19 protein-coding genes are annotated in these 24,197 nt (G+C 72.6%); 7 read left to right on the forward strand and 12 right to left on the reverse strand.

The genetic code is table 11. The features are described from left to right. Positions 1 to 83 precede the first annotated feature (83 nt). Both ACWGN5_RS14015 and ACWGN5_RS14020 read left to right on the forward strand, forming a co-directional pair. Positions 84 to 1,466: an MFS transporter gene (locus tag ACWGN5_RS14015; protein ID WP_453514541.1), complete on the forward strand. Its 1,383-nt coding sequence runs from the start codon at positions 84 to 86 to the stop codon at positions 1,464 to 1,466. Further along, complete coding sequence (locus tag ACWGN5_RS14020; protein WP_453514544.1) at positions 1,463 to 2,536, forward strand: acyl-CoA dehydrogenase family protein; 1,074 nt, start codon at positions 1,463 to 1,465, stop codon at positions 2,534 to 2,536. The genes ACWGN5_RS14015 and ACWGN5_RS14020 overlap by 4 nt, the downstream gene beginning before the upstream one ends. A 51-nt stretch (positions 2,537 to 2,587) precedes the next feature. Here ACWGN5_RS14020 and ACWGN5_RS14025 read toward each other — a convergent pair whose 3' ends face one another. Both ACWGN5_RS14025 and ACWGN5_RS14030 read right to left on the reverse strand, forming a co-directional pair. After that, positions 2,588 to 3,802, reverse strand: coding sequence for a glycosyltransferase (locus ACWGN5_RS14025; protein WP_453514546.1), 1,215 nt, complete (start codon positions 3,800 to 3,802; stop codon positions 2,588 to 2,590). 41 nt (positions 3,803 to 3,843) lie between these two features. After that, positions 3,844 to 4,782: a zinc-binding dehydrogenase gene (locus ACWGN5_RS14030; protein WP_453514549.1), complete on the reverse strand. Its 939-nt coding sequence runs from the start codon at positions 4,780 to 4,782 to the stop codon at positions 3,844 to 3,846. 77 nt (positions 4,783 to 4,859) lie between these two features. On the opposite strand from ACWGN5_RS14030, the gene ACWGN5_RS14035 reads away from it, so the two are divergent. Beyond that, on the forward strand, positions 4,860 to 5,507 hold the full coding sequence (locus tag ACWGN5_RS14035; RefSeq protein WP_453514551.1) for a TetR/AcrR family transcriptional regulator: 648 nt from the start codon (positions 4,860 to 4,862) through the stop codon (positions 5,505 to 5,507). Positions 5,508 to 5,585: 78 nt separating this feature from the next. On the opposite strand, the gene ACWGN5_RS14040 is transcribed toward ACWGN5_RS14035, so the two are convergent. The 3 genes from ACWGN5_RS14040 to ACWGN5_RS14050 all read right to left on the reverse strand — a co-directional run bounded on the left by ACWGN5_RS14040 (position 5,586) and on the right by ACWGN5_RS14050 (position 9,559). Beyond that, positions 5,586 to 7,523 carry a glycoside hydrolase family 5 protein gene (locus tag ACWGN5_RS14040; RefSeq protein WP_453514553.1) on the reverse strand — a complete coding sequence of 646 codons (1,938 nt, stop codon included), beginning with the start codon at positions 7,521 to 7,523 and terminating at the stop codon, positions 5,586 to 5,588. 107 nt (positions 7,524 to 7,630) lie between these two features. Further along, positions 7,631 to 8,821: an ROK family protein gene (locus tag ACWGN5_RS14045; protein WP_453514556.1), complete on the reverse strand. Its 1,191-nt coding sequence runs from the start codon at positions 8,819 to 8,821 to the stop codon at positions 7,631 to 7,633. Between the two features lie 93 nt (positions 8,822 to 8,914). Further along, positions 8,915 to 9,559: a hypothetical protein gene (locus ACWGN5_RS14050; RefSeq protein WP_453514558.1), complete on the reverse strand. Its 645-nt coding sequence runs from the start codon at positions 9,557 to 9,559 to the stop codon at positions 8,915 to 8,917. Positions 9,560 to 9,861: 302 nt separating this feature from the next. Here ACWGN5_RS14050 and ACWGN5_RS14055 point away from each other — a divergent pair, with 302 nt between their 5' ends. Next, positions 9,862 to 11,457, forward strand: a complete 1,596-nt coding sequence (locus tag ACWGN5_RS14055) for a hypothetical protein (protein ID WP_453514560.1) — start codon at positions 9,862 to 9,864, stop codon at positions 11,455 to 11,457. 408 nt (positions 11,458 to 11,865) lie between these two features. Here ACWGN5_RS14055 and eno read toward each other — a convergent pair whose 3' ends face one another. After that, complete coding sequence (gene eno, locus ACWGN5_RS14060) at positions 11,866 to 13,173, reverse strand: phosphopyruvate hydratase (RefSeq protein WP_453514563.1); 1,308 nt, start codon at positions 13,171 to 13,173, stop codon at positions 11,866 to 11,868. A 176-nt stretch (positions 13,174 to 13,349) separates the two neighbouring features. Here eno and ACWGN5_RS14065 point away from each other — a divergent pair, with 176 nt between their 5' ends. Beyond that, positions 13,350 to 13,772, forward strand: a complete 423-nt coding sequence (locus ACWGN5_RS14065) for a MarR family winged helix-turn-helix transcriptional regulator (RefSeq protein WP_369148324.1) — start codon at positions 13,350 to 13,352, stop codon at positions 13,770 to 13,772. Here the strand turns inward: ACWGN5_RS14065 and ACWGN5_RS14070 are convergent. Then, entirely contained in the window at positions 13,769 to 14,758 is a 990-nt protein-coding gene (locus ACWGN5_RS14070) for a nucleoside hydrolase (protein WP_453514565.1), read from the reverse strand. The two genes, ACWGN5_RS14065 and ACWGN5_RS14070, sit on opposite strands and share 4 nt — an antisense overlap. Positions 14,759 to 15,059: 301 nt before the next feature. Here ACWGN5_RS14070 and ACWGN5_RS14075 point away from each other — a divergent pair, with 301 nt between their 5' ends. Beyond that, complete coding sequence (locus ACWGN5_RS14075) at positions 15,060 to 16,448, forward strand: M1 family metallopeptidase (RefSeq protein WP_453514567.1); 1,389 nt, start codon at positions 15,060 to 15,062, stop codon at positions 16,446 to 16,448. Positions 16,449 to 16,538: 90 nt separating this feature from the next. Here the strand turns inward: ACWGN5_RS14075 and ACWGN5_RS14080 are convergent, their stop codons facing one another. The 4 genes from ACWGN5_RS14080 to ACWGN5_RS14095 form a co-directional block, all read right to left on the reverse strand. Continuing rightward, the gene (locus ACWGN5_RS14080; RefSeq protein ID WP_453514569.1) at positions 16,539 to 17,729 is read right to left on the reverse strand and encodes a cytochrome P450; all 1,191 of its coding nucleotides are present in this window, start codon (positions 17,727 to 17,729) and stop codon (positions 16,539 to 16,541) included. A 160-nt stretch (positions 17,730 to 17,889) separates the two neighbouring features. Beyond that, positions 17,890 to 19,368 carry an APC family permease gene (locus ACWGN5_RS14085; RefSeq protein WP_453514571.1) on the reverse strand — a complete coding sequence of 493 codons (1,479 nt, stop codon included), beginning with the start codon at positions 19,366 to 19,368 and terminating at the stop codon, positions 17,890 to 17,892. 113 nt (positions 19,369 to 19,481) lie between these two features. Continuing rightward, positions 19,482 to 20,852: an aminotransferase family protein gene (locus ACWGN5_RS14090; protein ID WP_453514573.1), complete on the reverse strand. Its 1,371-nt coding sequence runs from the start codon at positions 20,850 to 20,852 to the stop codon at positions 19,482 to 19,484. A gap of 74 nt (positions 20,853 to 20,926) precedes the next feature. Then, the gene (locus ACWGN5_RS14095) at positions 20,927 to 22,399 is read right to left on the reverse strand and encodes an aldehyde dehydrogenase family protein (protein ID WP_453514574.1); all 1,473 of its coding nucleotides are present in this window, start codon (positions 22,397 to 22,399) and stop codon (positions 20,927 to 20,929) included. Positions 22,400 to 22,631: 232 nt separating this feature from the next. Here ACWGN5_RS14095 and ACWGN5_RS14100 point away from each other — a divergent pair, with 232 nt between their 5' ends. Further along, entirely contained in the window at positions 22,632 to 23,249 is a 618-nt protein-coding gene (locus tag ACWGN5_RS14100; RefSeq protein WP_453514577.1) for a TetR/AcrR family transcriptional regulator, read from the forward strand. A 4-nt stretch (positions 23,250 to 23,253) separates the two neighbouring features. On the opposite strand, the gene ACWGN5_RS14105 is transcribed toward ACWGN5_RS14100, so the two are convergent. Next, positions 23,254 to 24,180: a LysR family transcriptional regulator gene (locus ACWGN5_RS14105; RefSeq protein ID WP_453514579.1), complete on the reverse strand. Its 927-nt coding sequence runs from the start codon at positions 24,178 to 24,180 to the stop codon at positions 23,254 to 23,256. Positions 24,181 to 24,197 lie beyond the last annotated feature (17 nt).

The following is a 24,197-nucleotide window of genomic DNA, read 5'->3' on the forward strand; positions in this document are numbered from 1 at the left end:
GGCAGCGGGCACGTACCCCACACACCTCCAGGCCCACCACCGCTCCCCCGTCCCCACCGTCCCTACCGCACCCGGGAGTCAGCGTGTCCCCCGCACCGTCCCCGCACGTCCCCGAGAGATCCTCGGACCCCGCACTCCTTCGCAAGGTGGCGCTGTCGAGCCTGCTCGGCACCGTCATCGAGTACTACGACTTCCTGCTCTACGGCACGATGGCCGCGCTCGTCTTCGGCGAGCTGTTCTTCCCCGCGTCCGATCCCACCGTCGGCACGATCGCCGCCTTCGGGACACTCGCCGCCGGCTATGTGGCCCGCCCGCTCGGCGGCGCCGTCTTCGGCCACTTCGGCGACCGGCTCGGCCGCAAGTCCATGCTCGTCCTCACCATGGCCCTCATGGGCGTGGCGAGCTTCCTCATCGGCGTCCTCCCCGCGTACGAGACGATCGGCGTCGCGGCCCCCGTCCTCCTGGTGCTGTTCCGCGTCGTGCAGGGCGTCGCCATCGGCGGCGAGTGGGCCGGGGCGACGCTCATGGTCGTCGAGCACGCCGATCCCGGGCGCCGGGGCCTGTGGAGCGGGGTGATGCAGATGGGCTCCCCCATCGGATTCCTGCTCTCCACGGTCGCCGTCACCCTCGCCTCGCTGCTCCCCCACGACGCCTTCCTGGCCTGGGGGTGGCGCGTCCCGTTCCTGTTCAGCGCCGTGCTCCTCGGCATCGGTCTGTACGTGCGGGTCAGCATCACGGAGAGCCCGCTGTTCCGGCAGGCGGCGGAGGCGGGCGACGCCGGCGAGGCGCCCGGTGTCCCGCTGGCGCAGGTGCTGCGCAAGCCGCGCACCCTCGTCCTCGCCTGTGCCGTGGGCATCGGCCCGTTCGCCCTGACGGCGCTGATCAGCACGTTCATGCTCACGTACGCCACGGCCATCGGCTACGCCACCTCCGAGGTGATGACCGGGCTGCTCTTCACGTCGGTCACGGGCCTCGTGTCCATCCCCCTGTTCTCGGCGCTCTCCGACCGCGTCGGCCGCCGGGCCGTCGTACTCGGCGGTGCGGCCGGTGTGGTGCTGCTGGCCTTCCCGGTCTACGCCCTGGTCGACGCCCGTTCGACCACCCTGCTGATCCTCGGCATGGTCCTCGGCCAGGTGGTGCAGTCCGCGATGTACGCGCCCCTGGGCCCGCTGCTCTCGGAGATGTTCGGCACCCGGGTCCGCTACACCGGCGCCTCGCTCGGCTACCAGCTCGCCGCGCTCATCGGCGGCGGATTCACCCCGATGTTCGCCGGCAGTCTGCTCTCCGCCTCCGACGACATGCGCAGCACGCCCCTCGTGGTGCTCGCCGTCGTCTGCGGGCTCGTGACCGCGCTCGCCGTCTGGCGCACGGCCGAGACCCGGGGCCGGGACCTCTCCGCGGAGGACCCGGAGACGCCGGACGAGCAGCCCCGTACCCGTACGACATCGAGAGGAGCACAGGCATGAGGCCGACGGAGGAACAGGAGGAACTGCGGTCCGCCGTACGGGCCGTGCTCGGACGGCACCCGGGTGAGGCGGCCTGGCGGCCGCTGACCGAGCAGATCGGCGTCGCGGGTCTCGCCGTGCCCGAGGAGTACGGCGGTGCCGGGTACGGGGCCCGCGAGGTCCACGTCGTGATGGAGGAGCTGGGCCGGGAGCTGAGCCCGGTCCCGTACCTCGGCTCGGCGGTGCTCACCGTGCAGGCGCTGCTCGCCTCGGGCGACGAGCAGGCCTGTGCGCGGCTGCTGCCCGCCCTGGCCTCGGGTGCCGTGGTCGGGGGCCTGGCGTGGGCCGAGGGCGGTTCCTGGGATCCAGCGGCCGTACGGGCCGCGGCCGCCGCCGGGCCCGGCGGGACGTGGCGGATCACCGGGACCAAGGAGCACGTCCTCGACGGTGCCGAGGCCGGACCGCTGCTCGTGGCGGCCCGTACGGGAGCGGGAGTCTCGCTCTTCGAGGTCCCCGGGGACGGCACGGGCGTGGATCGTGCGGCGGCGGTGACGATGGACTCCACCCGCGCGCAGGCCCGCGTGGTGCTCACGGCCGCGGAGGGCCGACTCGTGGGAACGGAGGGCGAGGGCGAGCGGGTGCTCGCGCACGTCCTGGACCTGGCCTGTACGGCGCTCGCCGCCGAACAGGTCGGTGCCGCCGCGCGCTGCCTCGAACGCACGCTGGCCTACGCCAAGGAGCGGGTCCAGTTCGGCCGGGCCATCGGCTCCTTCCAGGCGGTCAAGCACCGGCTCGCGGACGCGTACGTCCTGGTGGAGTCGGCGCGCTCGGCCGCGCTCGGGGCCTCCTTCGCGGCCGCCGCGGGCGACCCGGAGCTGTCCCGCCACGCGGCCGCCGCCAAGTCCGCCTGCTCGGAGGCGTTCTCGGCGGTGGCGGGCGAGATGATCCAGCTGCACGGCGGCATCGGCATCACCTGGGAGCACGACGCGCACCGCTACTTCAAGCGGGCGCACGGCGCGGCCCAGCTCTTCGGCCCGCCGTCCTGGCACCGCGCCCGCCTGGCGGCTGATCTGGGGCTGGTCACGGCCTGACGTTCGGGGCGGGCCGCTCGGGCCCGCCCCCTCCGGGAAGCGATGCGGCAGTCACCCGGTGCGTACGGTGTCGATGTGGGCGAGCACCGCCGCCGCGCCGTCCTCCGCCGCGATCCCGCGGGCGAGTTCGGCCGCGCGGCGGCGGAGGGCCGGTTCGGACAGGCAGGCCGTGATGGCGTCGCCGAGGGCTTCGGCGGTGAGGCCCTGGAAGGGCACGGGCCGCGGGGCGACGCCCAGCGCGTGCAGCCGGGCCGACCAGAACGGCTGGTCGTACATGACGGGGACGGGCACGGCGGGGACGCCGGCCCGCAGTGCGGCCCCTGTGGTGCCCGCCCCGGCGTGGTGGACGACGGCGGCGGTGCGCGGGAACAGCCAGTCGTGCGGGATGTCCCCGACGGCAAGGACGTCGGAGCCGTCGCTGCTCAGTTCGGCCCATCCCGCCTGCACCACCGCGCGTACGCCCGCCCGCTTCACGGCCGCGGCCACCAGTGCGCCGAGCCGTTCGCCCTCCCCCGGCGCCATGCTGCCGAAGCCGAGGAAGACCGGGGGCGGACCGGCCTGGAGGAAGTCGACGAGCTCGGCCGGGGGCTGCCAGTGGTCCGGCCGCGCGGGCCACCAGTAACCCGTGACGTCGACCCCGGAGGGCCAGTCGTCGGGGCGCGGCAGCACCAGCGGGCTGTAGCCGTGGAACGCCGGGCGGATGCCGGCCGCCGCCGAGGGCGTGTCGGCGGGCAGTCCGAAGCGGTCGCGCAGCCGGGTCACGGCACCGGCGAAAACCCCCTCGGCGCGCCTCAGTACGTCCCGGCCCGAGGCGAGGTTGCCCTCCGGGCCCGGGTCTTCGCCGCCCCGCGCGTTCGGCAGCGGGAACTCCCGGGTGGCGAAGGACGGCACGAGGTAGGTGCCGATGACGGGGATCCCGAACGCCTCGCCGGCCGTCCGGCTCAGCGGGGCCGGGCCGTGGGCCGTGAGCAGCAGGTCGGCTCCGCCTTCCACGGCCTCCGCCACCCCGTCGGCGAGCCCGTCCGCGTACGCCCTGGTCAAGGCCTGCGCCTCCTGCCGCGAGGCCGCCCGTGACCAGCCCCGGAGGAGTGCCTCCGGGTCCCCCGGCATGGGCCGGTGCTCGAGCCCGCATCCCCCGACGAGTGCGGCGAAGGACGGGTGGGCGGCCACGGCGACCTGGTGGCCGGCATCGAGCAGGCGCCGTCCCAGGCCGGTGAAGGGCGCGACGTCTCCGCGGGAACCGGCGGTGATGATCACGATGCGCATGGAGCGATTCAACACCCGGCCGGAGGGGTGGACGCCCCATATCAGCCGAGCGGTTCGAAGGTCAGGACCGCCTTTCCGCGCAGGCCGCCCGCCCGCAGGGCGGCGACCGCGTCCGCGGCGTCGTCCCAGCCGCCCCGCCAGGTGATGCCCGGGTCGAGCGTTCCGTCGGCGACGCGGTGGGCGAGCCAGCTCAGGTCGCGGTCGAGGCCGGGGCAGTGGGGCAGGAAGAAGGTCACGACCGAGCGGTCGTGTCGCCCCTGGTCGCCGAAGAGCGCACCGAACGGGAACTCCTCGCCCGTGCCGGCGGAGTGGCCGAGGGCGACCAGCGTGCCGCCTTCGCCGAGCATGTCGTACGCCTCCACGAGCAGCGGGCCGCCGATCAGGTCGATCACCCCGTCCACCGGCCGGGAGGCCTCCTTCGGTGCTCCGACCACCTCGTGCGCCCCGAGTCCGCGCAGGAGTTCGCCGTGGGCGTCGGGGGAGCTCGTGGACGCCACGACCCGGGCGCCCCCGGCGCGGGCGAGCTGGACGGCGTAGCGCCCGACGCCGCCGGTTGCCCCCGTGATCAGGACGTCGCGCCCGAGGAGCGGGCCGAGGCGGTGCAGGGCGCGCAGGGCGCTCGCGCCGGCGACGGGGACGGTCGCGAGGGCGGCGGGGTCGGCTCCGGCGGGTGCGGTGCCGATCAAAGCCGTGTCGACGGCGCGGAGTTCGGCCCAGGCGCCGTCGGGCATCAGGGTCACCACCGGGGTGCCGACGGCGGGGCCGGAGCCGTCCGCCGCGGCGCGTTCGACGATTCCGGCGGCGTCCCAGCCGAGGACCGAGCCGGCCGGGGCGGCGCCGAGTCCGAAGGTGATCTCACCGTGGTTGAGCGAGGTCGCGGTCACCCGGACCAGGGCCTGGTGGGGTGCGGGCTCGGGTTCGGGGGCGGTGCCGAGCCGGAGACCGCCGGGGGCGGAGGGGTCGACGAGAAGCGCGCGCATTTCAGGACCTCCAAGAATCTGCCACTGAGTGGCATAAGCCTATAGGTAGCGTTCGCCGCTTCGATACAGTGGTGCTGATGACGGCCGAAAACTCCCCCTCGCTCCCGCTGCGCGAGCGCAAGAAGCTGCGCACCCGGCAGACGCTGATCGACACCGCGCTCGACCTGTTCGGCACCCACGGCTTCGACGGGGTGACACTGGACGCGCTGTGCGACGCGGCCGAGGTGTCGAAGCGGACCTTCTTCCGCTACTTCGACAGCAAGGAGGACGTCGCCATGGCTCCCGCACAGGACGTGTGGGTGGCCTTCCTCGACGTCCTGGAGAACTGCCCGGCCGACGGGCGGCACCTCCTCGCGGTGTTCGAGGACGCCCTCGCCGAGGCCGTCGGCCGGATGCCGGCCGACGGGTGGGCCGGGCGGCTCCTGACCAGCCGTCACCTCGCCGCCCGGACACCCTCGACGGACGCGCACTGTCACGCGTTCTGCGACCGCACGACGCGTTCCGCACTCGCCGTGGTCGAGCGGCGCTTCGCCCTTCCCGGGCCCGGCGGGCCGCTGCACGCGCGTCTGGCGCTCGACGTACTCGTCGTCCTGTTCCACCGCGCCCTGGACGCCTGGGTGGCACAGCCGACCGGGCACACGCCCGAGGACCTCGTACGCCGGCTCCACGCCGTCGCCGCCGAGCTGCCGGCGGCCCTCGCCACGACGGCCGAGCCTTCCGCCTAGGAGCGCTGTGGAGCCGTACGGATACGAATCCGGCCCGCCGAGACGTCTCGGCGGGCCGGAGTGGGGCGAAGGCGGGGATCAGGCGAGCGGGCGGCAGAGCAGGGCGTCGGGGACGCCGCCGTGCGTCCACTTCCAGGTGTAGGCGACGCCCGCGAGGTACTCGTCGTCGCGGCACTGGCCCTTGTAGTAGCCCGGCGCCCAGTCGCTCGCGGTCGAACCGCCGGTCGCGGGCCGGTTGTCGCCGCGGTCGAACCAGAGGACCCGGCCGGTCGTGGGCAGCGCGGTGGCCGCGGGGGCGCACAGGAGCGCGGCCATGGACCTGCCGTTCACGCTGTAGCCGACGGCGAAGGTGCGGTCGGGGCACTGGAGCTTGTTGTAGCCGCTCGCCCAGTCACCCCCGGTCACGTACCGCTCGTCGGTCACGACGGTCCAGGGGCCGCTCGCCCTGGCCGGCTGCCCGGCGTCGGTGCACAGGCCGCGGCCGCTGCTCCGGGCGAGGCCGGTCACGCGCTGGCTGTCCGGGCAGTTGCCCTTGCGGTTGCCCGGTGACCAGTCCGGCTTGGCGAGCATGGTGGCGGAGACGTCGTAGTCGGCGTGGTCCAGGTTGAGCATGTTCCAGCGCGGGACCTCGGCGATCCGGCCGGTCCTGCCGGGGGCGCCGACGAGCTTGTTCCAGTCGGTGGCCCGCCAGTCGCCGGCGTCCATGACACCGAGACGAGCGCCGTTCGCGCTGTAGTTGACCATGGCCCAGTTGTCCTGCGGGGTGCCGTTCGCGTCGGTCCAGCCGACCAGCGGCCAGATGGCGAAATCGGTGTCGTTGCGCACGAGGATGTCGGTGAAGTTCGTGAACCAGGCGCGTTCCCTGGCGTTCGCGTCGCCCCGGCCTCCGGCGCCGAACTCGCTGATCCACACGGGCGCGGTGAAGTGCTGCCCGGACCGGGTGACGAACAGGGCCTCGTCGTCGACGGCCTGGGCGAGCTGCGCGGGGGTGAGCTCCTCGTAGCGGAGGTCATGGGTCTCGCCGGTGCCGGTGGCGCCGGTGTGGTTCGGGCCGGTGTAGCCGTAGAAGTGGGCCGCGTAGACGAGCTTGCCGGAGCGGATCAGGGTGTTGGAGAGGGTGGCGACCGGGGTGAGCATCGGGCGGCCGTGCGGGGTCAGGTCGGTGGGTATGCCCTGCCAGTTGATGCCCTCCATGACGACGAGCATGTCCGGATTGGCCTGGAGGATCTTGTTGCCGGCCTCTTCCATGGCCTTGTTGAGGTCGTGCTCGTCGCCCCAGCCCCAGTTGGGGTCGTCCCAGGTGTCGCGGCGGACCTCGTTGCGGAGGTCGGCTCCGACGACCCGCTTGTCGGCCTGGTAGCGCTTGGCGAGGAAGACCCAGTCGTCGATCCACTGCTGCGTCGACTGGCCGCTGTTCCAGCGCTCGTTGCCGTCCAGGCCGCAGCAGAAGCGGTAGCTGGTGGTGTGGTTGTTGAGGATGACGGCGAAGCCGTCCGCGGTCAGGGCCGCGACGACGGCGTCGAGCACCTGGAGCGGGGTCTTGCCCTTGAGCTGCGGGTTGGCGGCGACGGCCGTGTCCGGGACGACGCTCGTGTCGTGGATCAGCGCGTTCGCGAAGGGCAGCCGGATGCTGTTGAGGCCGAGGGTGTGGAAGTCGGCCAGGATGTCGGCGATCGGCTTGCGGTCGAGGCCGAGCGGGATGTTGTGCGACATCTGCCGGGCCTGGTGGTTGGCGACGTCGCCGACGACGCCGCTGCCCTGCCACGTGCCTTGCGCGCCCGCCCAGTTGCCGGACTTGAGCTTGAACCGGTCGCCCTCGGCGTCGACGACGTACCGGTCACGGGTCGACAGCGGCGCGGTCCAGGAGGCGGCGAGCTGTGCGCCGGTGAGGACGGCGGGCGGCGCCGTCCCCGTGTCCGCCACGGCGGCGTGCGGGGTGAGGGTGGCGAGGAGGAGTGCGGACGTCGTGGCGAGGACTGCGGTGGCGCGTCGGAGCAGGGTGAAGCGGGGTGTCACGAGAGCTCCTTACGGATGAGGGGATGTGCCTGCCTTGTACGTGGTGCGGGAGGGTGCGGTGTGCGGGTCGGACCTGTGGGGCTTCGTACGTGACGGCTGCGGCTCGGTCACGCGGCGCCGGTCGTGGTGGTGGCCGCGTACTGCGGGAAGAGGGCCTGAATGGCCACGGCGGCACCGCCCCTGGCCCATTCCTGCCAGGGGAGCGGGCGCAGCGACAGCGGGCAGCGGGAGGCGGCGCCCAGGGCGTGTGCGGCGTACGCGTCCTGGATGGGGCGGCCGAGCAGGTCGTAGGCGTCGACGCCTTCGCCGCTGATGACGACACGCTCGGGGCCGACGAGGTTGACGAGCGCGGCGATGCCGAGCCCGATGGCGTGTCCGGCCCGGGCGAAGGCCTCGCGGGCGGCGGGATGGCCCTCCCGGGCCAGGTGCGCGACCTCGGCGAACGTGAGGCGCGGGTTCGTGGTGGCGTCGCGGACGGCCGTGAGAATCGCCTCGGTCGAGGCGATCGCCTCGACGCAGCCGTCCGCGCCGCAGCGGCAGCGCGGGCCGGTCGGGTCGACGCAGAGGTGTCCGACCTCGCCCGCGACACCGTAGGCGCCCCGGATCAGTTGTCCGTCGACGACGAGGGCGGAGCCGATGCCCGCGCCGATGGTGACGAGGGCGAAGTACTCCGTACCGATGCCTTCGCCGAACCAGTGCTCGGCGACGGTCAGGGCCCTGACGTCGTTCTCGACGGTGACGGTCAGGCCGGTGGCGGCGGTGAGGAGTTCGGCGAGCGGGACGTCGCGCCAGCCGAGGAGGCCGGAGTGCCGGAGCCGGCCGCCGTCCCGGTCCACGTCCCCGTTCATCGCCACGCCCAGGTGGCGGGTGCGGGCCCGGAACTCGGGTTCGGCGTCGAGGAGTTCGTCGACGAGCTCGGCCGTGAGGGCGGCGGCGGCCTCGGGGGTGCGGTCGTCGAGCGGGCGGGCGGCCGTGGCCCGGATCCCGGCCCGCAGATCGCAGACGGCGCCGAAGACCTGGTCGGAGCTGATCTTCAGGCCGATGAAGTACTCGCGGTCGGCGGCGACGGCGAGGGGGTTGACCGGCCGGCCGGCGCCGGGCGCGGTGCGCTCCGGCGGGAGTTCGTACAGATAGCCGTCGTCGATCAGCGGCCTGGCCGCCTTGGTCACCGCGGTCGAGGAGAGACCGGTCCGCCGGGCCAGCTCCACTCTGCTGAGGGGACCTTCCGCGAGGAGCAGGGCGAGGACCGCGGTCTCGGCGGGCGCGGTGACCAGAGGCCGCGAGCGATGTCTTAACACGCGAGTAACATAGAGCAGTTAAATAACTTCCTCCAGTATTGAATCCGGATCGCCCCACGCGACCGCCCCGCCCGCCGCACGGCCGACGCACCCTCAGCAGAGGTGCACGGACACACCGCACAGGCCCAAGCCCTGACGAGCGGCGGTACGCCAGACCCGCAGCGGCCCGTCCAGCACGCTCTCCTCCCGCTCGCCGTAGAACAACCAGTCCTGGTCCTCGGCGGCCGCGCGCTCGGCCGGGGTGAAGGCCAGCGCACGCTCGACGAGCGGCAGGCTCGCGCGCACCTCTGCGGCCGTGAGCAGGAAGGTGCCGCACCAGCCCGGCAGCAGCGCCGCCCGCGCCGGGCCGATGGCGTGGAACAGGGACGAGACCGCGTACTCCTTGCTGTGGACGGAGAGGAACACGCCCTCCTCGTCCTGCCCCTCCCACACGTCGTCCAGCACGTAGAAGGAGGGATCGGCCATCCCGCCGCAGACGTCGTCGACCTGTGCCCCGGGTGCCGTGAGTTCGCGGAACGACTCGATGGCGGCGGGGTCGGCTCGCCGGTCACCGTCCCCGCTGCCGAAGGCGTACCAGGTCCGGTGGTCGGGGAGCGGGTCCCGCTGCCACCTCCGCCAGCGCCGCTCGGCCTCCGGGTGGGCACGGTCCGCCCGCATCGCCGGCAGCAGGGTCGCGGAGAGGCCGGCGACGGCCTCGTCGGTGTGACTGCTGATCCCCCACGCGCTCGTGAATCCCATGCCGGTGAAGCTACCGCCCGCCACCGACAACGCTGTTCGGCTCCCGGTCGGGTCCCCCCGGTGTGGATCGTGTGCGGATCGGCGGCAGGTCTTGCACCGAACCGTCGGCGCAGCGACGGGCCTCCGCCGTGCCGACATCCGGGACCGCGTCCGCCCCAGCGGTGCGAAGCGGATGTATAGGACTAACCACCCGTACCAAAAGGGGTGTTGCCGACACTTCCGGCAGGTTTGCGCTGCGCTCGGGCGGTCTGGAAGCCTCCGTTCGACCTGTCTGACGCTTCATCAACCGGAGGCACCCACCCATGCCCTCAAGGCGAATACGCCGTGTCTGGCTCACCGCAGCCGCCGCGGCCTCGCTCGTGTTCACCGGTCTTGTGGCTCCCGCCCAGGCCGAGGTCGTTCCGCAGGACGCATCGGACCCCACGGTCCAGGAGCCCCTCGCGGCCGCGTCCGCGCCCTCCCCCTTCGCGGCCACCGGCTGGACCTCGCCCGGCGGCGCGGCCTCGCCCGGTGATTTCACCCTGTCGCCCGGCGCCCTGAACGCCGAGACCACCTCCCGGGTCGCCCGCCTCGACGCGGTCCTCCCCAAGTCGGGTGTGCAGAACCTCCTGACGGGGGCCAATCGCACCGTGACGCCGTGGTGCGCCCGTGACCCGTTCGGCACCGCCGCGGATCCCGACGTCAAGTACTGCCTGCAGAGCGACGACTCCACCTCGCGGGAGTGGGTCCCCCAGGGCTTCTCGGGCGTTTCCGACGCCCAGGACGACGAGTTGTGGGGCACGGCCGGGAACATCCAGCTGTTCGCCTCGTACGACGGCTGGGACCCGGGCCGGGAGGACGACCCGGACCCGGCGACCGGTGACTGCACCACGGCCGAGGTGGAGGCCAACGACGCCTGCAACCAGAAGGGCGTCCGCATCACCTTCGTACAGAGCCGGGTCAACCCGGCCTCCGGCATCTCCGAGGTCAAGTACCGGCACGTCCTGCTCGGCTGGACCTACATCAACTCGGCCGACCACGTCTCCTTCGACGGGCTGCACGCCTCCGAGTACCCGATCCAGAAGGGTGTCCACGCCGGCGGGATCGCCTGGTACGGCAACTACCTCTACGTCGCCGACACCCGCAACGGTCTGCGCGTCTTCGACATGCGTTACATCATGGACCTGGACCCGGACGGCGATCCCACCACGCACGACGCGATGGGCAGCGACACCGACGGTGTGCAGACCACGGCCGACACCGAGGACAAGACGAAGGTCGGCCGGCACGACAACGTCTGGTACAGCTTCGGCTACCGCTATGTGATGCCGCAGGTCGCCGCCTGGAAGTTCAAGGCGACGCAGAGCAACCCCGCCGGTTCGTACGCCTGCGTCTCCACCGGCGCCCCGAAGGCCTCGTACATCTCCCTGGACCGCAGCACCACCCCGGACCGTCTGCTCATGGGTGAGTACTGCCGTCCGCAGAGCGGCTACCCGTCCACCGGCCGCATCGCCTCCTTCCCCGTCGCGGACCTGGAGGGCCGCTCCTCCGACGTCACCGCGGAGGGCTGGGCCAACTACCTGCCGCTCACGAACGGCGGCGCGCAGGGGGCGGCGGCGTACAACGGCAGGCTGTACGTGAACGAGTCGAAGGGCACCGACGAGCCGGGCAACCTCTGGCGCTACGGCTGGAGCAACGGCGGGCTGGTCACGAACGGCGCGGCCGTCAAGACCGCCCGCGGCGCCGAGGACCTCTACATCGATCGGGGCACGGGCCGCCTGTGGTCCCTCTCCGAGCACCGCCCGGGGTCGGCCGCCGACTGCACGGCGAACCGTGACGCCGCCGATCCGGTGGGCACGGACTACTGCCAGCGGGTGCTGTACGGGCACAAATTGAGCTGGCTCGACAGCCAGCCGTAACCGAGGCCGGGAGTCCTTCGCCGTACCCGGAAGGAGAACCGTTCCCTCCGGGTACGGACACGGCCAAGGGGAGGACCGCGCTCCCCTTACGTGGCCGCGGGCCCGCCACCTGGCTCACCCGGTTCAACCAGCTGGGCGAGAACGACGAGTGGGGCTACCCGGCCTTCGAGGGCGCGTACGAGATGGTCCGGCCGAAGCGCTACGAGGCCGACAGGACGTACCGGGAGAACTTCAACACGGGTGTCGACGGTCCGCTTCGCGGCCCCCGTGGACCTCACCTCGCGGACCCCGGCGCGCACGCCGGTCCTGGTCCCCGTGACCGTCCACAACGCGTGACTCGGCACGTGACCGACCCCGCCTGACGCGGCGTCACCACCGTCGGGTGGTGACGCCGCACGGTCGTGGGCGTCAGGCCCGGCGCAGTGCGGAGCGGCCCGCGAAGCGCGCCGAGTCGCCCAGCTCCTCCTCGATCCGGATCAGCTGGTTGTACTTCGCCGTGCGGTCGGAGCGGGAGAGCGAGCCGGTCTTGATCTGACCGCAGCCGGTCGCCACCGCCAGGTCCGCGATGGTGGTGTCCTCCGTCTCGCCCGAGCGGTGCGACATGACGGCCGTCCAGCCGGCCCGGTGGGCCGTGGCCACGGTGGCGAGCGCCTCGGTCAGGGTCCCGATCTGGTTGACCTTGACGAGGACCGAGTTGCCGACGCCGGTACGGATGCCCTCGCGCAGCAGCGTCTCGTTGGTGCAGAACACGTCGTCGCCGGTGAGCTGGCAGCGGTCGCCGACGCGGGCGGTCAGCTCGCGCCAGCCGTCCAGGTCGTCCTCCGCCATCGGGTCCTCGATGGAGACGATCGGGTAGGAGTCGATGAGCTTGGCCAGGTAGTCGGCGTTCTCGGAGGGGGTACGGCGCACCCCCTCGCCCGCGTAGTCGTACACGCCGTCGCGGAAGAACTCGGACGAGGCCGGGTCCATGATGAGGCCGATGTCCGAGCCGGGCCGGTAGCCGGTGCGCTCGATGGCGGACATCACGAAGTCGAGGGCCTCCTCGGCGGTGCGCAGCGCGGGGGCGAAGCCGCCCTCGTCGCCGACGCCCGTGGAGTGGCCGGCGGCCAGCAGGTCGCGGCGCAGGGTGTGGAAGACCTCGCTGCCCATGCGGACGGCCTCGGCGAAGCTGTCCGCGCCCACGGGGGCGATCATGAACTCCTGGAAGTCCAGGGGATTGTCGGCGTGGGCGCCGCCGTTGACGATGTTCATCATCGGCAGCGGTAGGAGGTGGGCGTCGGGGCCGCCCAGGTAGCGGTAGAGGGGCAGGCGGTGGGCCGCCGCGGCCGCCTTGGCGACGGCCAGGGAGACGCCGAGGACGGCGTTGGCGCCGAGCCGGGACTTCGTGGCCGTGCCGTCGAGGGCGACGAGCGCGGCGTCGACGGCGGCCTGGTCCGCCGCGTCCCGGCCGCGCACGGCGGCCGCGATCTCCCCGTTGACGTGGGCGACCGCACGGTCGACGCCCTTGCCGTGCCAGCGCGCGGAGTCTCCGTCGCGCAGTTCCACGGCCTCACGGGCGCCGGTGGAGGCGCCGGAGGGGACGGCCGCGCGTCCCAGGGAGCCGTCGGTGAGGACGACGTCGACCTCGACCGTGGGGTTGCCCCGGCTGTCGATGATGCGGCGGGCGGTGACGGTCTCGATGACGGCGTCGACGGTTCCGGTTTCGTCGGTGGGCATGGTGGTTCCTCCCCGTGGTGGTGTGCCGTGGCTCCGGCTGCGACAGCGCTGGCGCTGAGCCCGACGAGCACAGACTCTACAGCAATGCTGTTCAGTTTTTCTGTTCAGTTTTGCTGTACAGCATGGCTGTGCAGGACAGCCGCACCGTGCGGCCGGCGCGCGGGGTAAAGTGCCGTATGCCCACGCCGGAAGCCGCCACCATCGCCACCGAACTGCGCACCGCGATGGGCAAGCTCACCCGACGCGTCAAGGACGAGGACCGCATCCCGCTCGGCCAGGCCGCTGTCCTCGGCGCGCTCGACCGGAACGGCGCCATGACCACCAGTGACCTCGCCGCCGATCAGCGCGTACGCCCCCAGTCGATGGCCCGTGCGGTGGGGCTCCTCATGGAACAGAACCTGGTCACGCGTCGCGCGCACCCCACCGACGGCCGCAAGTCCCTGGTCGAGCTGTCGGACGCGGGCCGGTCCGCGCTGGAGGCGGAGCGCGGCCGCAGGGCCGGCTGGCTCGCCCAGGCCATCGAGGCCGAACTCACGGACGAGGAGCGGGCGCTGCTGGCCCGGAGCGCCGCCCTCCTGGAGCGACTCGCCGCGCGTTAGACCCTGTTCGACCCCGACCCGTCGGACGGGCCGCCCGGGTTCCCCGAGCCGCCCAGCACCCGCACGGCCTCCACGATCAGGTTCCAGAACCCGGCCGTGTCGACCTTCATGCCGACCTCGGTGTCGGCGGGCCGGTCCGTCACCCCGTGCAGGTCCACCACGGTCGCGCCCCGCGTGTGGGTGCCGTCGAGCTCGACCGTCACCGCCGCCCTTACCAGGGTGACGAGGGACGGGTCGATCAGGTGGGCGACGGTGAGGGGATCGTGCAGTGGGGGTGCGTCGAAGCCGTACACCTCGCGGTAGGTGGAGGCGAAGTAGGTGAGGAGGTCCACGCAGAGCGCGCTCAGCGGGGTGCCGAGCGCGGCGATCCGGGCGACGACCTCGGGGGTGGCCCGCACCTGGTGGGTCGCGTTGAGGCCGAACATCGTCACCGGCAGTCCGCTGCGGAAGACGATGTCCGCCGCTTCCGGATCGCACAGGATGTTGAACTCGGCCGCGGGCGTGGTGTTGCCGCGGCCCGTCGAGCCGCCCATGAGCACGATCCGCTCGATCCGCCCGGCGAGCTCGGGGTGGGCGAGCAGGAAGACCGCGATGTTGGTGAGCGGCCCGGTCGGCACGAGCGTGACCGGTGCCGGGTGCGCGAGGAGCGTGTCGCGGATGAGGGTGAGCGCGTCGCGAGGGTCCTGCGGCACGTCCGGTTCGCGCGCGGCGAAACCGGGTCCGTCGAGGCCGGAGTCGCCGTGGATGTTCTCCGCGATCCGGCGCGGCCCGTGCAGCGGCCGGTCGCGGCCCGCCGCGATCGGCACGTCCTTGATCCCCGCCGCCGAGCAGACCCGGCGGGCGTTGAGCGTGGTCTTCTCCAGCGTCTGGTTGCCCGCCACGGTGGTGATCGCGAGCAGGTCGATCGCGGGGTGCGCGGCGGCCAGGAGGATGTTGAAGGCGTCGTCGTGACCGGGATCGCAGTCGAGAATCACGGGAACCGGCATGCCCTCACCGTCCCATATCCGGCGCGGTACGCGAAGGACGCGGCCTCGGGAACCGGTCACGGACCGCGCGTGGCGGAACGGACGACGTCCCCGGAATCCGCCCGTCCGGGCGTACGGGCGTTCTAGGGCCTGTCTGACAATTCGCGTCGGATCAGGCCGGGTCGTCCGGTGCGTGCGCTCGGCGTGCGGCCGGGGCGCCCTCGTAGCGGAGCTACTTGGGCGTTTCGGCCGTGCGGCGAGCGTGCGTGCCGGACGGGCCGGACCCGGCGGGAATTGTCAGACAGGCCCTAGCGTGCCGGGCATGACCTCGCTCAGGTACTGGCGGGCGACGGCGCTCGCCCTCGCCTCCGTCCTGCTGCTCCTCCCCCGGGCGGCCGCGGCGCAGGACCCCACGGCCGCCGCGCCCGTGCGGGCGGCGACTCCGGACCGCCCCTCCTACGACGTGTCGCTGCGCGCCGACGCCGACGGCTCGCACTGGACCGGCCGTCAGACGGTGTCCTTCCGCAACGCCTCCCGTACTCCCCTGCGTTCGGTCGACCTACGGCTCTGGGGCAACGGCTCCGACGGCTGCGGCACCCCGGGCGCGCCGTCCCCGGTCCGGGTGAGCGGGGTCGTCGGCGGCAGCCCGCGGCCGCTCGCCGTCGACTGCACCGCGCTGACGGTCGATCTGCCGGCGCCGCTGCCGTACGGGGCGCGCGCGAGCGTCTCCTTCGGCCTCGCGATCACCGTCCCGGACCGTGTGCACCGCTTCGGCCGCGACGGCGCGCACCGCTACCTCGGCAACGCGCTGCCCCTGCTGTCCGTACGGGACGAGCAGGGCCGGCACCTCGACCCGGACGTCGGTTTCGGCGAGAGCTTCTACACCCTGGCCGGTGACTTCCGGGTCGTGCTCGACCACCCGGACGCGCTGCTCGTCCCTGCGACGGGCACCACCACCCGGCGCGCGGGCGCGCCCGGCCGCACGGTCAGCACCAGCGTCGCGCACGGGGTGCGGGACTTCGCGTGGGCGGCGGGCCCGTTCCGTACGAGGACGGTGACCACGCCCGGCGGCGTGCGCCTCCACGCGTACTGGACCGCCACCACGTCCGCCGAGGGCGTCGCCGTCGACCTCGGGGCCGCCGTCGGATCGGTCGACGCGTTCGGGGAACGGTTCGGGCGCTATCCGTACGGCGAACTCGACCTGGTCATGAGCGACAACCTCGACGACTTCGGCAGCATGGAGTTCCCGGGCCTCGTCCTGCTGTGGACCGAACCGGAGGGGTCGGCCGTCGTGCACGAGATCGCCCACCAGTGGTTCTACGGCATCGTCGGCAACGACCAGTTCTCCTCGCCCTGGCTGGACGAGTCCTTCGCCCAGTACGCGAACCAGTCCTACTACGGGGAGGACTCCACCGTCTGCTGGGAGGACCAGGGCGCGTGGCCCAGCGACACGGCCGCCCTCACGCGGCCCATGGGCTACTACGCGGACGGCCACCGCTCCGAGTACGTCCGGGTCGTCTACCTGCGCGGCGCCTGCGCCCTGCACGATCTGGAGCGGGTCCTGGGCGGCCCGGCGATGGCGGGCATGCTGCGCGGCTACGTGCGGGACCACTGGCTGGGGGTCGCCACCACGGCGGACTTCAAGCGCGCGGCACAGGCGGCGACGCCGAGGGACCTCGGGCCGTTCTGGACGGAGCACAGGATCTTCTGACGGGCGGCATGAACAGGGCCCGGGCACGGGCACCTTGCGGCGCCCGAGAGCCCGGGCACGGGCCCGAGCCCGTGCCCGGGCCCGTGTGCGTCACGCGTCCCAGGTGACCGGGAGGCTCTTCACGCCGTAGATGTCCGCGGTCTCCGGGCGCAGCGCGACCTCCTCGGCCGGGACGGCCAGGCGCAGCGTCGGGAAGCGCTGGAACAGCGCGGCGAACGCGACCCGCATCTCGACGCGGGCGAGCTGGGCCCCCAGGCACAGGTGGATGCCGTGGCCGAAGGCCACGTGCCCGCCGGCGTCCCGCCGGATGTCGAGCTCGTGCGGGTTGTCGTAGCGCTCGGGGTCGCGGTTGGCGGTGTTGTAGGAGAGGACGACGGTCGTGCCGGCCTCGATGGTCTGCCCGCCGACCTCGACGTCCTCGAGGGCCGTCCGCATGAAGGACTTGGCGACGGTCAGGTACCGCAGGAGTTCCTCGACGGCCCCGTCCACGAGCGCGGGATCGGCGCGCAGCGCGTCCAGTTGGTCCGGGTTCTGCAGGAAGGCGAAGGCGCCGAGGGACAGCATGTTCGCGGTGGTGTCGAAGCCGGCCGCGAGGAGGATCAGGCTGATCCCCTTGAGCTCCTCGTCGGTGAGGTCGCTGTCGGTGAGTTCGCTGAGGATGTCGTCGGTGGGGTTCGCGCGCTTGGCGGCCACCAGCCGGGCGAGGTAGTCCTGCGTGGCGGTGTAGGCCGCGATCAGTTCCTCGTCGCTCGTCTCTCCGTTCATGAACTTGTCGATCTGCTCCTGGAAGGAGTCCCGGTCCTCGTACGGCACGCCGAGGATCTCGCAGATGATGATGGTGGGGATGGGCTTGGCGAACGCGGTCACCAGGTCCGCCGACGGTCCGGCCGCCTCCATGGCGTCCAGACAGTCGGCGGTGATCTGCTCGACGCGCTCGGCGAGCAGGCGCATCCGTCGCGCGGTGAACTTGCCCACGAGCGGCTTCCGGTACCGCCCGTGCTGCGGTTCGTCCATGAGCAGGAACTCACCGGGCGGCGCCGGCGGCAGTTCGAAGTCGACCACGTTCATCAGGTCCTTGCGCGAGCTGAACCGCGGGTCGGCCAGGACCGACTTGACCAGCTCGTGTCCGGTGACGATCCAGCCGGGCTTCCCGCCGGGGTGGGTGTAGCGGCTGATCTGGCCGTGCTTGCGGGCGTCGATCAGCTCGGCCGGCGGGTCGAAGGGGCATCCGGACGGGCGCTCGGTCGGCAGGGTGCTGACGGTGTGGACGGACTCGGTCATGGTCATTCCTCGATCTCGCGGCAGCGGGTGGTTGACGCACCCCGAAAGCTACGTTGCGTTCAGGGTTCCGTCAATGATCGAAAATACATAACCCCAGGTTGCAACTGCGAAATTGATGCAATGACACTGTGTCTTAATGCAACGCAACGTTGCAATGGATCTACGCGTCCGGGCTCTCCCGGCGGGCGATCGCCAGACCGGCGGCCCCGACCAGGAGCAGCACGGCCACCGTGCCGAGGGTGAACGTCTCGAACGCCGCCCGGGACATGCCCCAGATCTCGTCGAAGGCGTACTCGACGCCGAAGAGCGCCTCCAGGGTTCCGGGGAAGAGCGCGCACCAGGAGCCGACCAGGATCCAGGCGTAGACGAGGGCCGCGCAGATCATGAACCCGCGCTGCCCGAAGGGGACTTGGTAGGGCCGTACGACCTCGGGCCGGCGCAGCCGGAGCAGGACGAGCGCGGGCACGATGACGAGGTACGAGAGGAGCAGGGTGGTGACCGCCACGGTGAGGACCACGGCGAACACGGCGCCCGCGTCACCCTCCGCGACCCGCATGGCCACGATCATGAAGACGGTGGCCACCGCTCCGGAGAGCAGGTTGGTGCGGACGGGCGTGCCGAGCCGGGGGTGGAAGGCGCCCAGCTTGCGGGTGAAGGAGCCGCCGTCGGCGGCGGCCATCGCCTGCATGCGGTCGCTGACGATCATCCACGCGCTGCCCTGGGTGAGGAGGGCGAAGACGAACATGACGGCGGTGAGCGTCAGGAGCGGGCCGCCCGCGCCGCCGTAGATGCCGAACACGAGACGTGCGCCCTCCATGAACCCGCCGATGCCGGTCACCTGCTGGGCGGGGACGACCGCGAGGAGCGCGAGGACCGGCAGCAGGTAGCAGCAGGCGGCGACGGACGCGGAACGTCCGAGGGCGGCGGGCACGTCGCGCTGCGGGTCGTGCATCTCCTCGCCGGCCGCGTTGGGGGCCTCGAAGCCGACATACGCGAAGAGCAGGATCGGTACGAGGGCGAGGAATCCGGCCGTGGTCGGGGTGAAGTGGGCGTCGGTGAGCCCGTGGAAGCCGTGTTCGAGCCCGTACAGCAGCGCGGTCAGGGTGAACCCCGCGAGGGTGAGGACCTTCACCGCGGCGCCGAGGGTGGTGATCCATTTGCCGCGGCGCAGGGACACGACGGCGGTGAGGATCGCGGTCCACACGAACAGCAGCTTGAACGTGTAGTCGGCGAAGGTGCCCGAGCCCAGGTGGAAGACGAAGCCGTCCCAGGTCTCGGCGGCGAGGAAGACCAGGGAGCCGCCCAGCCAGATCGGGTTGGTCACCCAGTACAGCAGGGTGGTGAGCGCGGCCGCGGAACGGCCGAGGGTGAGCTTGACCCAGACGTACGGGCCGCCCTCCTGCGGGAACGCGGCGCCGGTCTCGGCGAACAGCAGGGCGTAGGGGACGAGGAAGAAGAGGGCGAGGGCCGCTGTCCAGGTGGCGGCCTCGCCGCCGCCGGTGGCGATCTGCCCGACGGTGTCGAAGGAGATGACGGCGGCGATGCCCAGGGCGGTGATGTCGAGGCGCTTCAGGCTGCGCCGCAGCCCGGAGGTGGTGTGGGGAGTGCGCGAGTCGGTGGCGGAGAGAGGGGAGGACACGGGCAGTTCCTAGCGGGGAGAGGGGTACTGCGAGCAGGCGCGCGCGAGCGCGGTGACGGAGTGGCGTCCGTGTCGGGGAGGCCCGGCGGGGGAACCGGGCCTCCCGTGCGGGGTCAGGCGGGGCGGATCTCGCCGGTGGGACCGGTGCGCTCCAGGACACCGCGCAGCGCGGTGGCCACTTCCTTGGCCTCGGTCTCCGTCATGACGAGCGGCGGGGAGAGGACCAGGCTGTGGGCGGAGTCGCGGACGATCACGCCGGCCTCACGGCGGATGACGTCGTGGGGCATCCGGGCCGGGTCGAGGGGCAGGGGGGCGCGGGTGGCACGGTCCTGGACCAGTTCGACGGCCAGCATCATGCCGACGGAGCGGATCTCGCCGACGATCGGCAGATCGCCCAGCTGCGCCTTGAGTTCGTCGTGGAGGAAGGAGCCGAGGCTCGTGGCGCGGGCGAGCAGTCCTTCCCGCTCGATGATGTCGAGGTTGGCGAGGGCGACGGCGGTGGCGACGGGGTGGCCGTTGTAGGTGTAGCCCATGGGGAAGCCGTGGTCGCGCAGGAGCACCTCGGCGAGCCGGTCGCTCACCAGGAGCGCGCCGAGCGGGACGTAGCCGGAGGTGATGCCCTTGGCGGTGACGATGATGTCGGGGGTGACGTCGAAGTACTGGGCGGCGAACCACTCCCCGACCCGTCCGTAGGCGGTGACGACCTCGTCGAAGATGAGGAGGATGCCGTGCCGGTCGAGGACCTCGCGCACCCGCGGCCAGTAGTCGGCCGGCGGGACGAGCATGCCGCCGACGCCCATGATGGGCTCGCCGATCATCGCGGCGATGTTGTTCGGGCCGATCTCGGCGATGCGCTCCTCGAGTTCGCGGACGAGGAAGTCGGTGACCTGCTCGGGGGCGAGCGGCTCGTCGCCGTACAGCTCGCTGCGGTACGGCCACGGGGGCGTGAGGTGGGAGACATGCGGCATCATCGGGGCGAAGCCCTCGTGGTAGACGGGGAAGCCGGTGGCCGAGCCGCCGCCGTAGCCGATGCCGTGGTACGCCTTGCTGCGCGCGAGGATCCAGGTCCTGCTGCCCTCGCCGCGCCGGTGGTGGTAGTAGCGGGCCATCTTGATGGCGGCCTCGTTGCCCTCGGAGCCGCCGGAGGTGAAGTAGACGTGGTTGAGCGGTTCGGGGGCGATCTCGGCCAGGCGGGCGGCGAGCTTGATGGCCGGCTCGTTGGAGAACTCCCAGAAGCTGGTGAAGTACTCCAGCTTCTTCATCTGCTCGTGGGCGATGTCGGCCACCTCCTCGCGGCCGTGGCCGATCTGCGCGAGCCAGAGGCCGCCGGTGGCGTCGAGGTAGTCGCGGCCCTCGGTGTCGGTGAGCCGGCAGCCGGCACCGGAGGTCATGATCACGCGCTCGGTGGCGGTGCCCGGCAGGTAGGGGTGGATGATGTGCGCCCGGTCGAGGCCGATCAGGTCTGCGGTGTGCGAGCTGGTCATGGTGGTGGGTCCCTTTGCTGGGGTGAGGGTGTCGGGTCGGGTGCCGCGCCGGCGTCCTTCCGGTCGCCGGCGGGTCAGCCGTACGCGATCCAGGTGGTCTTCAGGCCGGTGTACTTGTCGAAGGAGTGCAGGGAGAGGTCACGGCCGTGGCCGGACTGCTTGAACCCGCCGAAGGGGGTGTACGGGCTGAGCGCGTCGACCGTGTTGACGGACACGGTCCCGGCGCGCAGGGCGTCGGCCACGCGGTGGGCGCGGCCGAGGTCCCGGGTCCACAGGGAGGCGGCGAGGCCGTAGGCCGAGTCGTTGGCGAGGTGGACCGCCTCGGCCTCGTCCCGGAAGGGGAGCACCGTGAGGACGGGTCCGAAGAGCTCCTCGCGGACGAGCGGGGCGTCGGGGCCGAGGCCGGTGACGACGGTGGGGTCGAGGTAGGCGCCGTCCCGGTCGGGCCGTGTGCCGCCGCAGACGACGGTGCCGCCCGATGAGCGCACGGCGTCGAGGACGCGTGCGGCCTGGGCCTCGTCGACGAGCGGTCCGAGCCGGGTCGCGGGGTCGAGGGGGTCGCCGGGCAGCCAACCGCGAGCGTGCTCGGCGACGCGGGCGGTGAACTCCTCGGCGACGGAGGCCTCGACGAGGAGGCGGGTGTTCGCGGAGCACACCTGCCCGGCGTTGTGGACGAAGCCCCAGGCCGCGCGCTCGGCCGCCGCGTCGAGGTCGGCGTCGGCGAAGACCACGTTGGGGCTCTTGCCGCCGGCCTCGGGCCAGACCTGCTTCATGTTGGACTCGGCGGAGTAGGCGAGGAAGCGCTTGGCCACGGCGGTGGAGCCGGTGAAGACGAGGGTGTCGACGTCCGGGTGGAGGCCGAGCGCCCGCCCGGTCGTCTCCCCCGGGCCGGGGACGACGTTCAGGACGCCGTCGGGCAGGCCGGCCTCCGCGGCGAGCTCCGCGAGGAGCAGGGCGGAGAGCGGGGACTGCTCGGCCGGCTTCAGTACGACGCTGTTGCCCGCGGCCAGGGCGGGGGCCAGCTTCCAGCTCGCGAGGTCGAGGGGGAAGTTCCAGGGCACGACCGCGCCGACGACGCCGAGCGGGGCGCGGCGGACGAGGGCGAGGTTGCCGGGCGGGGCGGGGGCGGCCTCGTCGTAGAGCTTGTCGACGGCCTCGGCGTACCAGGTGAAGACGCCGGCCGCGCCGGGGACGTCGGTGCCGTGGGACTCCGCGATGGGCTTGCCCATGTCGAGGGTGTCGCAGAGGGCGAGCTCCTCGCCGTGCTCCTCGATGAGCCGGGCGAGGGCGAGCAGGACCCGCCTGCGCTCCGCGGGTGCGGTGCGCGACCAGCGGCCGTCCTCGAAGGAGGTGCGGGCCGCGGCCACGGCCCGGACGACGTCCGCGGCGGAGCCGGCCGCGACCTGGGCGGTGGTCTTGCCGGTCGCGGGGTTCACGGTCGGGAGCCAGTGGTCTTCGGAGGGGTCGGTCCACGCTCCGTCGATGAAGAGGCGGGTGCGGGGGGTGAGGTCGGCGGCGCGCTGCCGCCAGTGGGCGTAGGTCTGCATGGTGTGGCCTTCGATCGCGTCGTGGGACGTCTGCGAGCCGGTGCCCGTTCGGGGGGGCGGGGGAGGTGCGGCCCGGGCGGTGCGCGGGGGCGGCGGGAGGGAGCGGAGCCCGGCGGGGATCGTCCGCACCGACTTCTTTGAGTTGGGATTCAAACAATTGGTGAAGCGGGCGTCAATGCTCTGGACAAGAACTTCTTGCACAACCTGATCCGGGCATCAGAGAATGGGCGTCATGAGGAAAGCAGGCAGACCACGCGACCAGACGGCACGACGGGAGGCCCTGGTCACCGCCGCGGGGCGGGCCATCGCGGAGCGCGGCCTCGAAGCCCTGCGCATCAAGGACATCGCGGAGGCCGCGGGCGTCTCCCAGGGCTCGGTCCTGTACTACTACCCCGAGCTCGACGACCTCGTCCTCGAGGTGCACCGGGGCGCCGTGGAGAGTTATCTGGCCACCCGACAGCAGGCCTACGACGAGGCACCCGCCGACGATCCGGCGGCGCGGCTGCGGGCCCTCCTGAACAGCGGTCTGCCGAGCATGACGGACGACCCGGTGCACGGGCTGCTGTACGAACTGCACCGGCGCGCCGGCCGCAGCCCCGGGCACGCCGAGCTGATGGCCTCGCTGTTCGCCCGGGAGGTCGCGCTCTACACCACCGCGCTCGCCGTGGGCGCCGCGACCGGCGGTTTCACGCTCGCCGCGGCCGCGCCGGACCTGGCGCACGGCCTGGTGGCCCTGGAGGACGGTTACGGACTGCACATCGTCAGCCGCAACGCCGCCCTGCGCCCCGACCGGGCCCGTGAGCTGATCCTCGCCCACGCGCGGGCGGTGACGGGCTGCCCCGACCTGTGAGGCCTCAGGCCCCGGCGGGCCCGCCCGCGATCTCCCGCAGCAGGTCCATGACCGCCCGGGCGCGGGCGGTCTGGGTCATGCTCCGCACCGAGGCGATCTTGACGTCGAGCGGCGGTCCGCCGTCCCGGAGCCGGAGCTCGGCGACCTCACCGCCGCCGTACGTCTGGCTGGTCGCCGGCCTCTGGTTGAGCACGGAGTAGCCGAGCCCGCGGGCCACCAGGGACCGCACGGTCTCGTAGCTGCCGGTGCGGTAGCGCACGTCGGGCGCGGTGCCCGTGGCCGCCACCAGGGAGCGGAAGTAGTCGCGGCTGTGCGGCAGGTCGAGCAGGACGAGCGGCTCCGTGGACAGCTCGGCGAGCGCCACGCTGTCCCGTCCCGCGAGCGGGTGGTCGGCCGCGACGATGACGTACGCCGGGGCCCGGGCGACCGTCTCGCCGTCCAGGTCCGGCTCGGCCGCGAGACCGAGGTCGTAGGTGAGCGCGAAGTCGACGCGTCCCGCCGTGAGGGCCTGGACGAGCTGGTCCGCCTCCGCCTCCACGACGTCGAGCTCGATGCCCGGATGGCGCCGGGTGCACTCGCTGAACAGGGCCGGCAGGTAGTGGGGTGCCAGGGTCACGAAGCAGCCGACGGTCACCGGCCCCGAGAGGGACTCGCCCCTTCCTCTGGCCTCCTCCGCGACCTCGCGGGCGCGGGCGAGGAGTTCTTCCGCCTGCTGCCGGAGCCGCTCCCCCGCGGGTGTGAGGGTCAGCCCCCGGCCGCGCCGGCGGATGAACAGCTGGACCCTGAGGTCCTGCTCCAGGTTGTGGACGGCCGTGGACACGGCGGACTGCGCGATGTGCAGCTCCGCCGCCGCCTCCGTCATCGAGCCGCGTTCGGCGGCGACGAGGAAGTAGCGGAGCTGGACGAGTGTGAAACCCACTGGTGACGTCATGCGTGGCCCTCGCGCCT

The sequence above is a fragment of the Streptomyces sp. NPDC055815 genome (assembly GCF_053616475.1).

Bases quoted from the DNA above. Each gene is read 5' to 3' on its own strand.
- ACWGN5_RS14020 (WP_453514544.1), top strand. From the start codon at position 1,463: ATGAGGCCGACGGAGGAACAGGAGGAACTGCGGTCCGCCGTACGGGCC.
- ACWGN5_RS14025 (WP_453514546.1), bottom strand. From the start codon at position 3,802: ATGCGCATCGTGATCATCACCGCCGGTTCCCGCGGAGACGTCGCGCCC.
- ACWGN5_RS14030 (WP_453514549.1), bottom strand. From the start codon at position 4,782: ATGCGCGCGCTTCTCGTCGACCCCTCCGCCCCCGGCGGTCTCCGGCTC.
- ACWGN5_RS14035 (WP_453514551.1), top strand. From the start codon at position 4,860: ATGACGGCCGAAAACTCCCCCTCGCTCCCGCTGCGCGAGCGCAAGAAG.
- ACWGN5_RS14050 (WP_453514558.1), bottom strand. From the start codon at position 9,559: ATGGGATTCACGAGCGCGTGGGGGATCAGCAGTCACACCGACGAGGCC.
- ACWGN5_RS14055 (WP_453514560.1), top strand. From the start codon at position 9,862: ATGCCCTCAAGGCGAATACGCCGTGTCTGGCTCACCGCAGCCGCCGCG.
- eno (WP_453514563.1), bottom strand. From the start codon at position 13,173: ATGCCCACCGACGAAACCGGAACCGTCGACGCCGTCATCGAGACCGTC.
- ACWGN5_RS14065 (WP_369148324.1), top strand. From the start codon at position 13,350: ATGCCCACGCCGGAAGCCGCCACCATCGCCACCGAACTGCGCACCGCG.
- ACWGN5_RS14070 (WP_453514565.1), bottom strand. From the start codon at position 14,758: ATGCCGGTTCCCGTGATTCTCGACTGCGATCCCGGTCACGACGACGCC.
- ACWGN5_RS14075 (WP_453514567.1), top strand. From the start codon at position 15,060: ATGACCTCGCTCAGGTACTGGCGGGCGACGGCGCTCGCCCTCGCCTCC.
- ACWGN5_RS14080 (WP_453514569.1), bottom strand. From the start codon at position 17,729: ATGACCGAGTCCGTCCACACCGTCAGCACCCTGCCGACCGAGCGCCCG.
- ACWGN5_RS14090 (WP_453514573.1), bottom strand. From the start codon at position 20,852: ATGACCAGCTCGCACACCGCAGACCTGATCGGCCTCGACCGGGCGCAC.
- ACWGN5_RS14095 (WP_453514574.1), bottom strand. From the start codon at position 22,399: ATGCAGACCTACGCCCACTGGCGGCAGCGCGCCGCCGACCTCACCCCC.
- ACWGN5_RS14100 (WP_453514577.1), top strand. From the start codon at position 22,632: ATGAGGAAAGCAGGCAGACCACGCGACCAGACGGCACGACGGGAGGCC.
- ACWGN5_RS14105 (WP_453514579.1), bottom strand. From the start codon at position 24,180: ATGACGTCACCAGTGGGTTTCACACTCGTCCAGCTCCGCTACTTCCTC.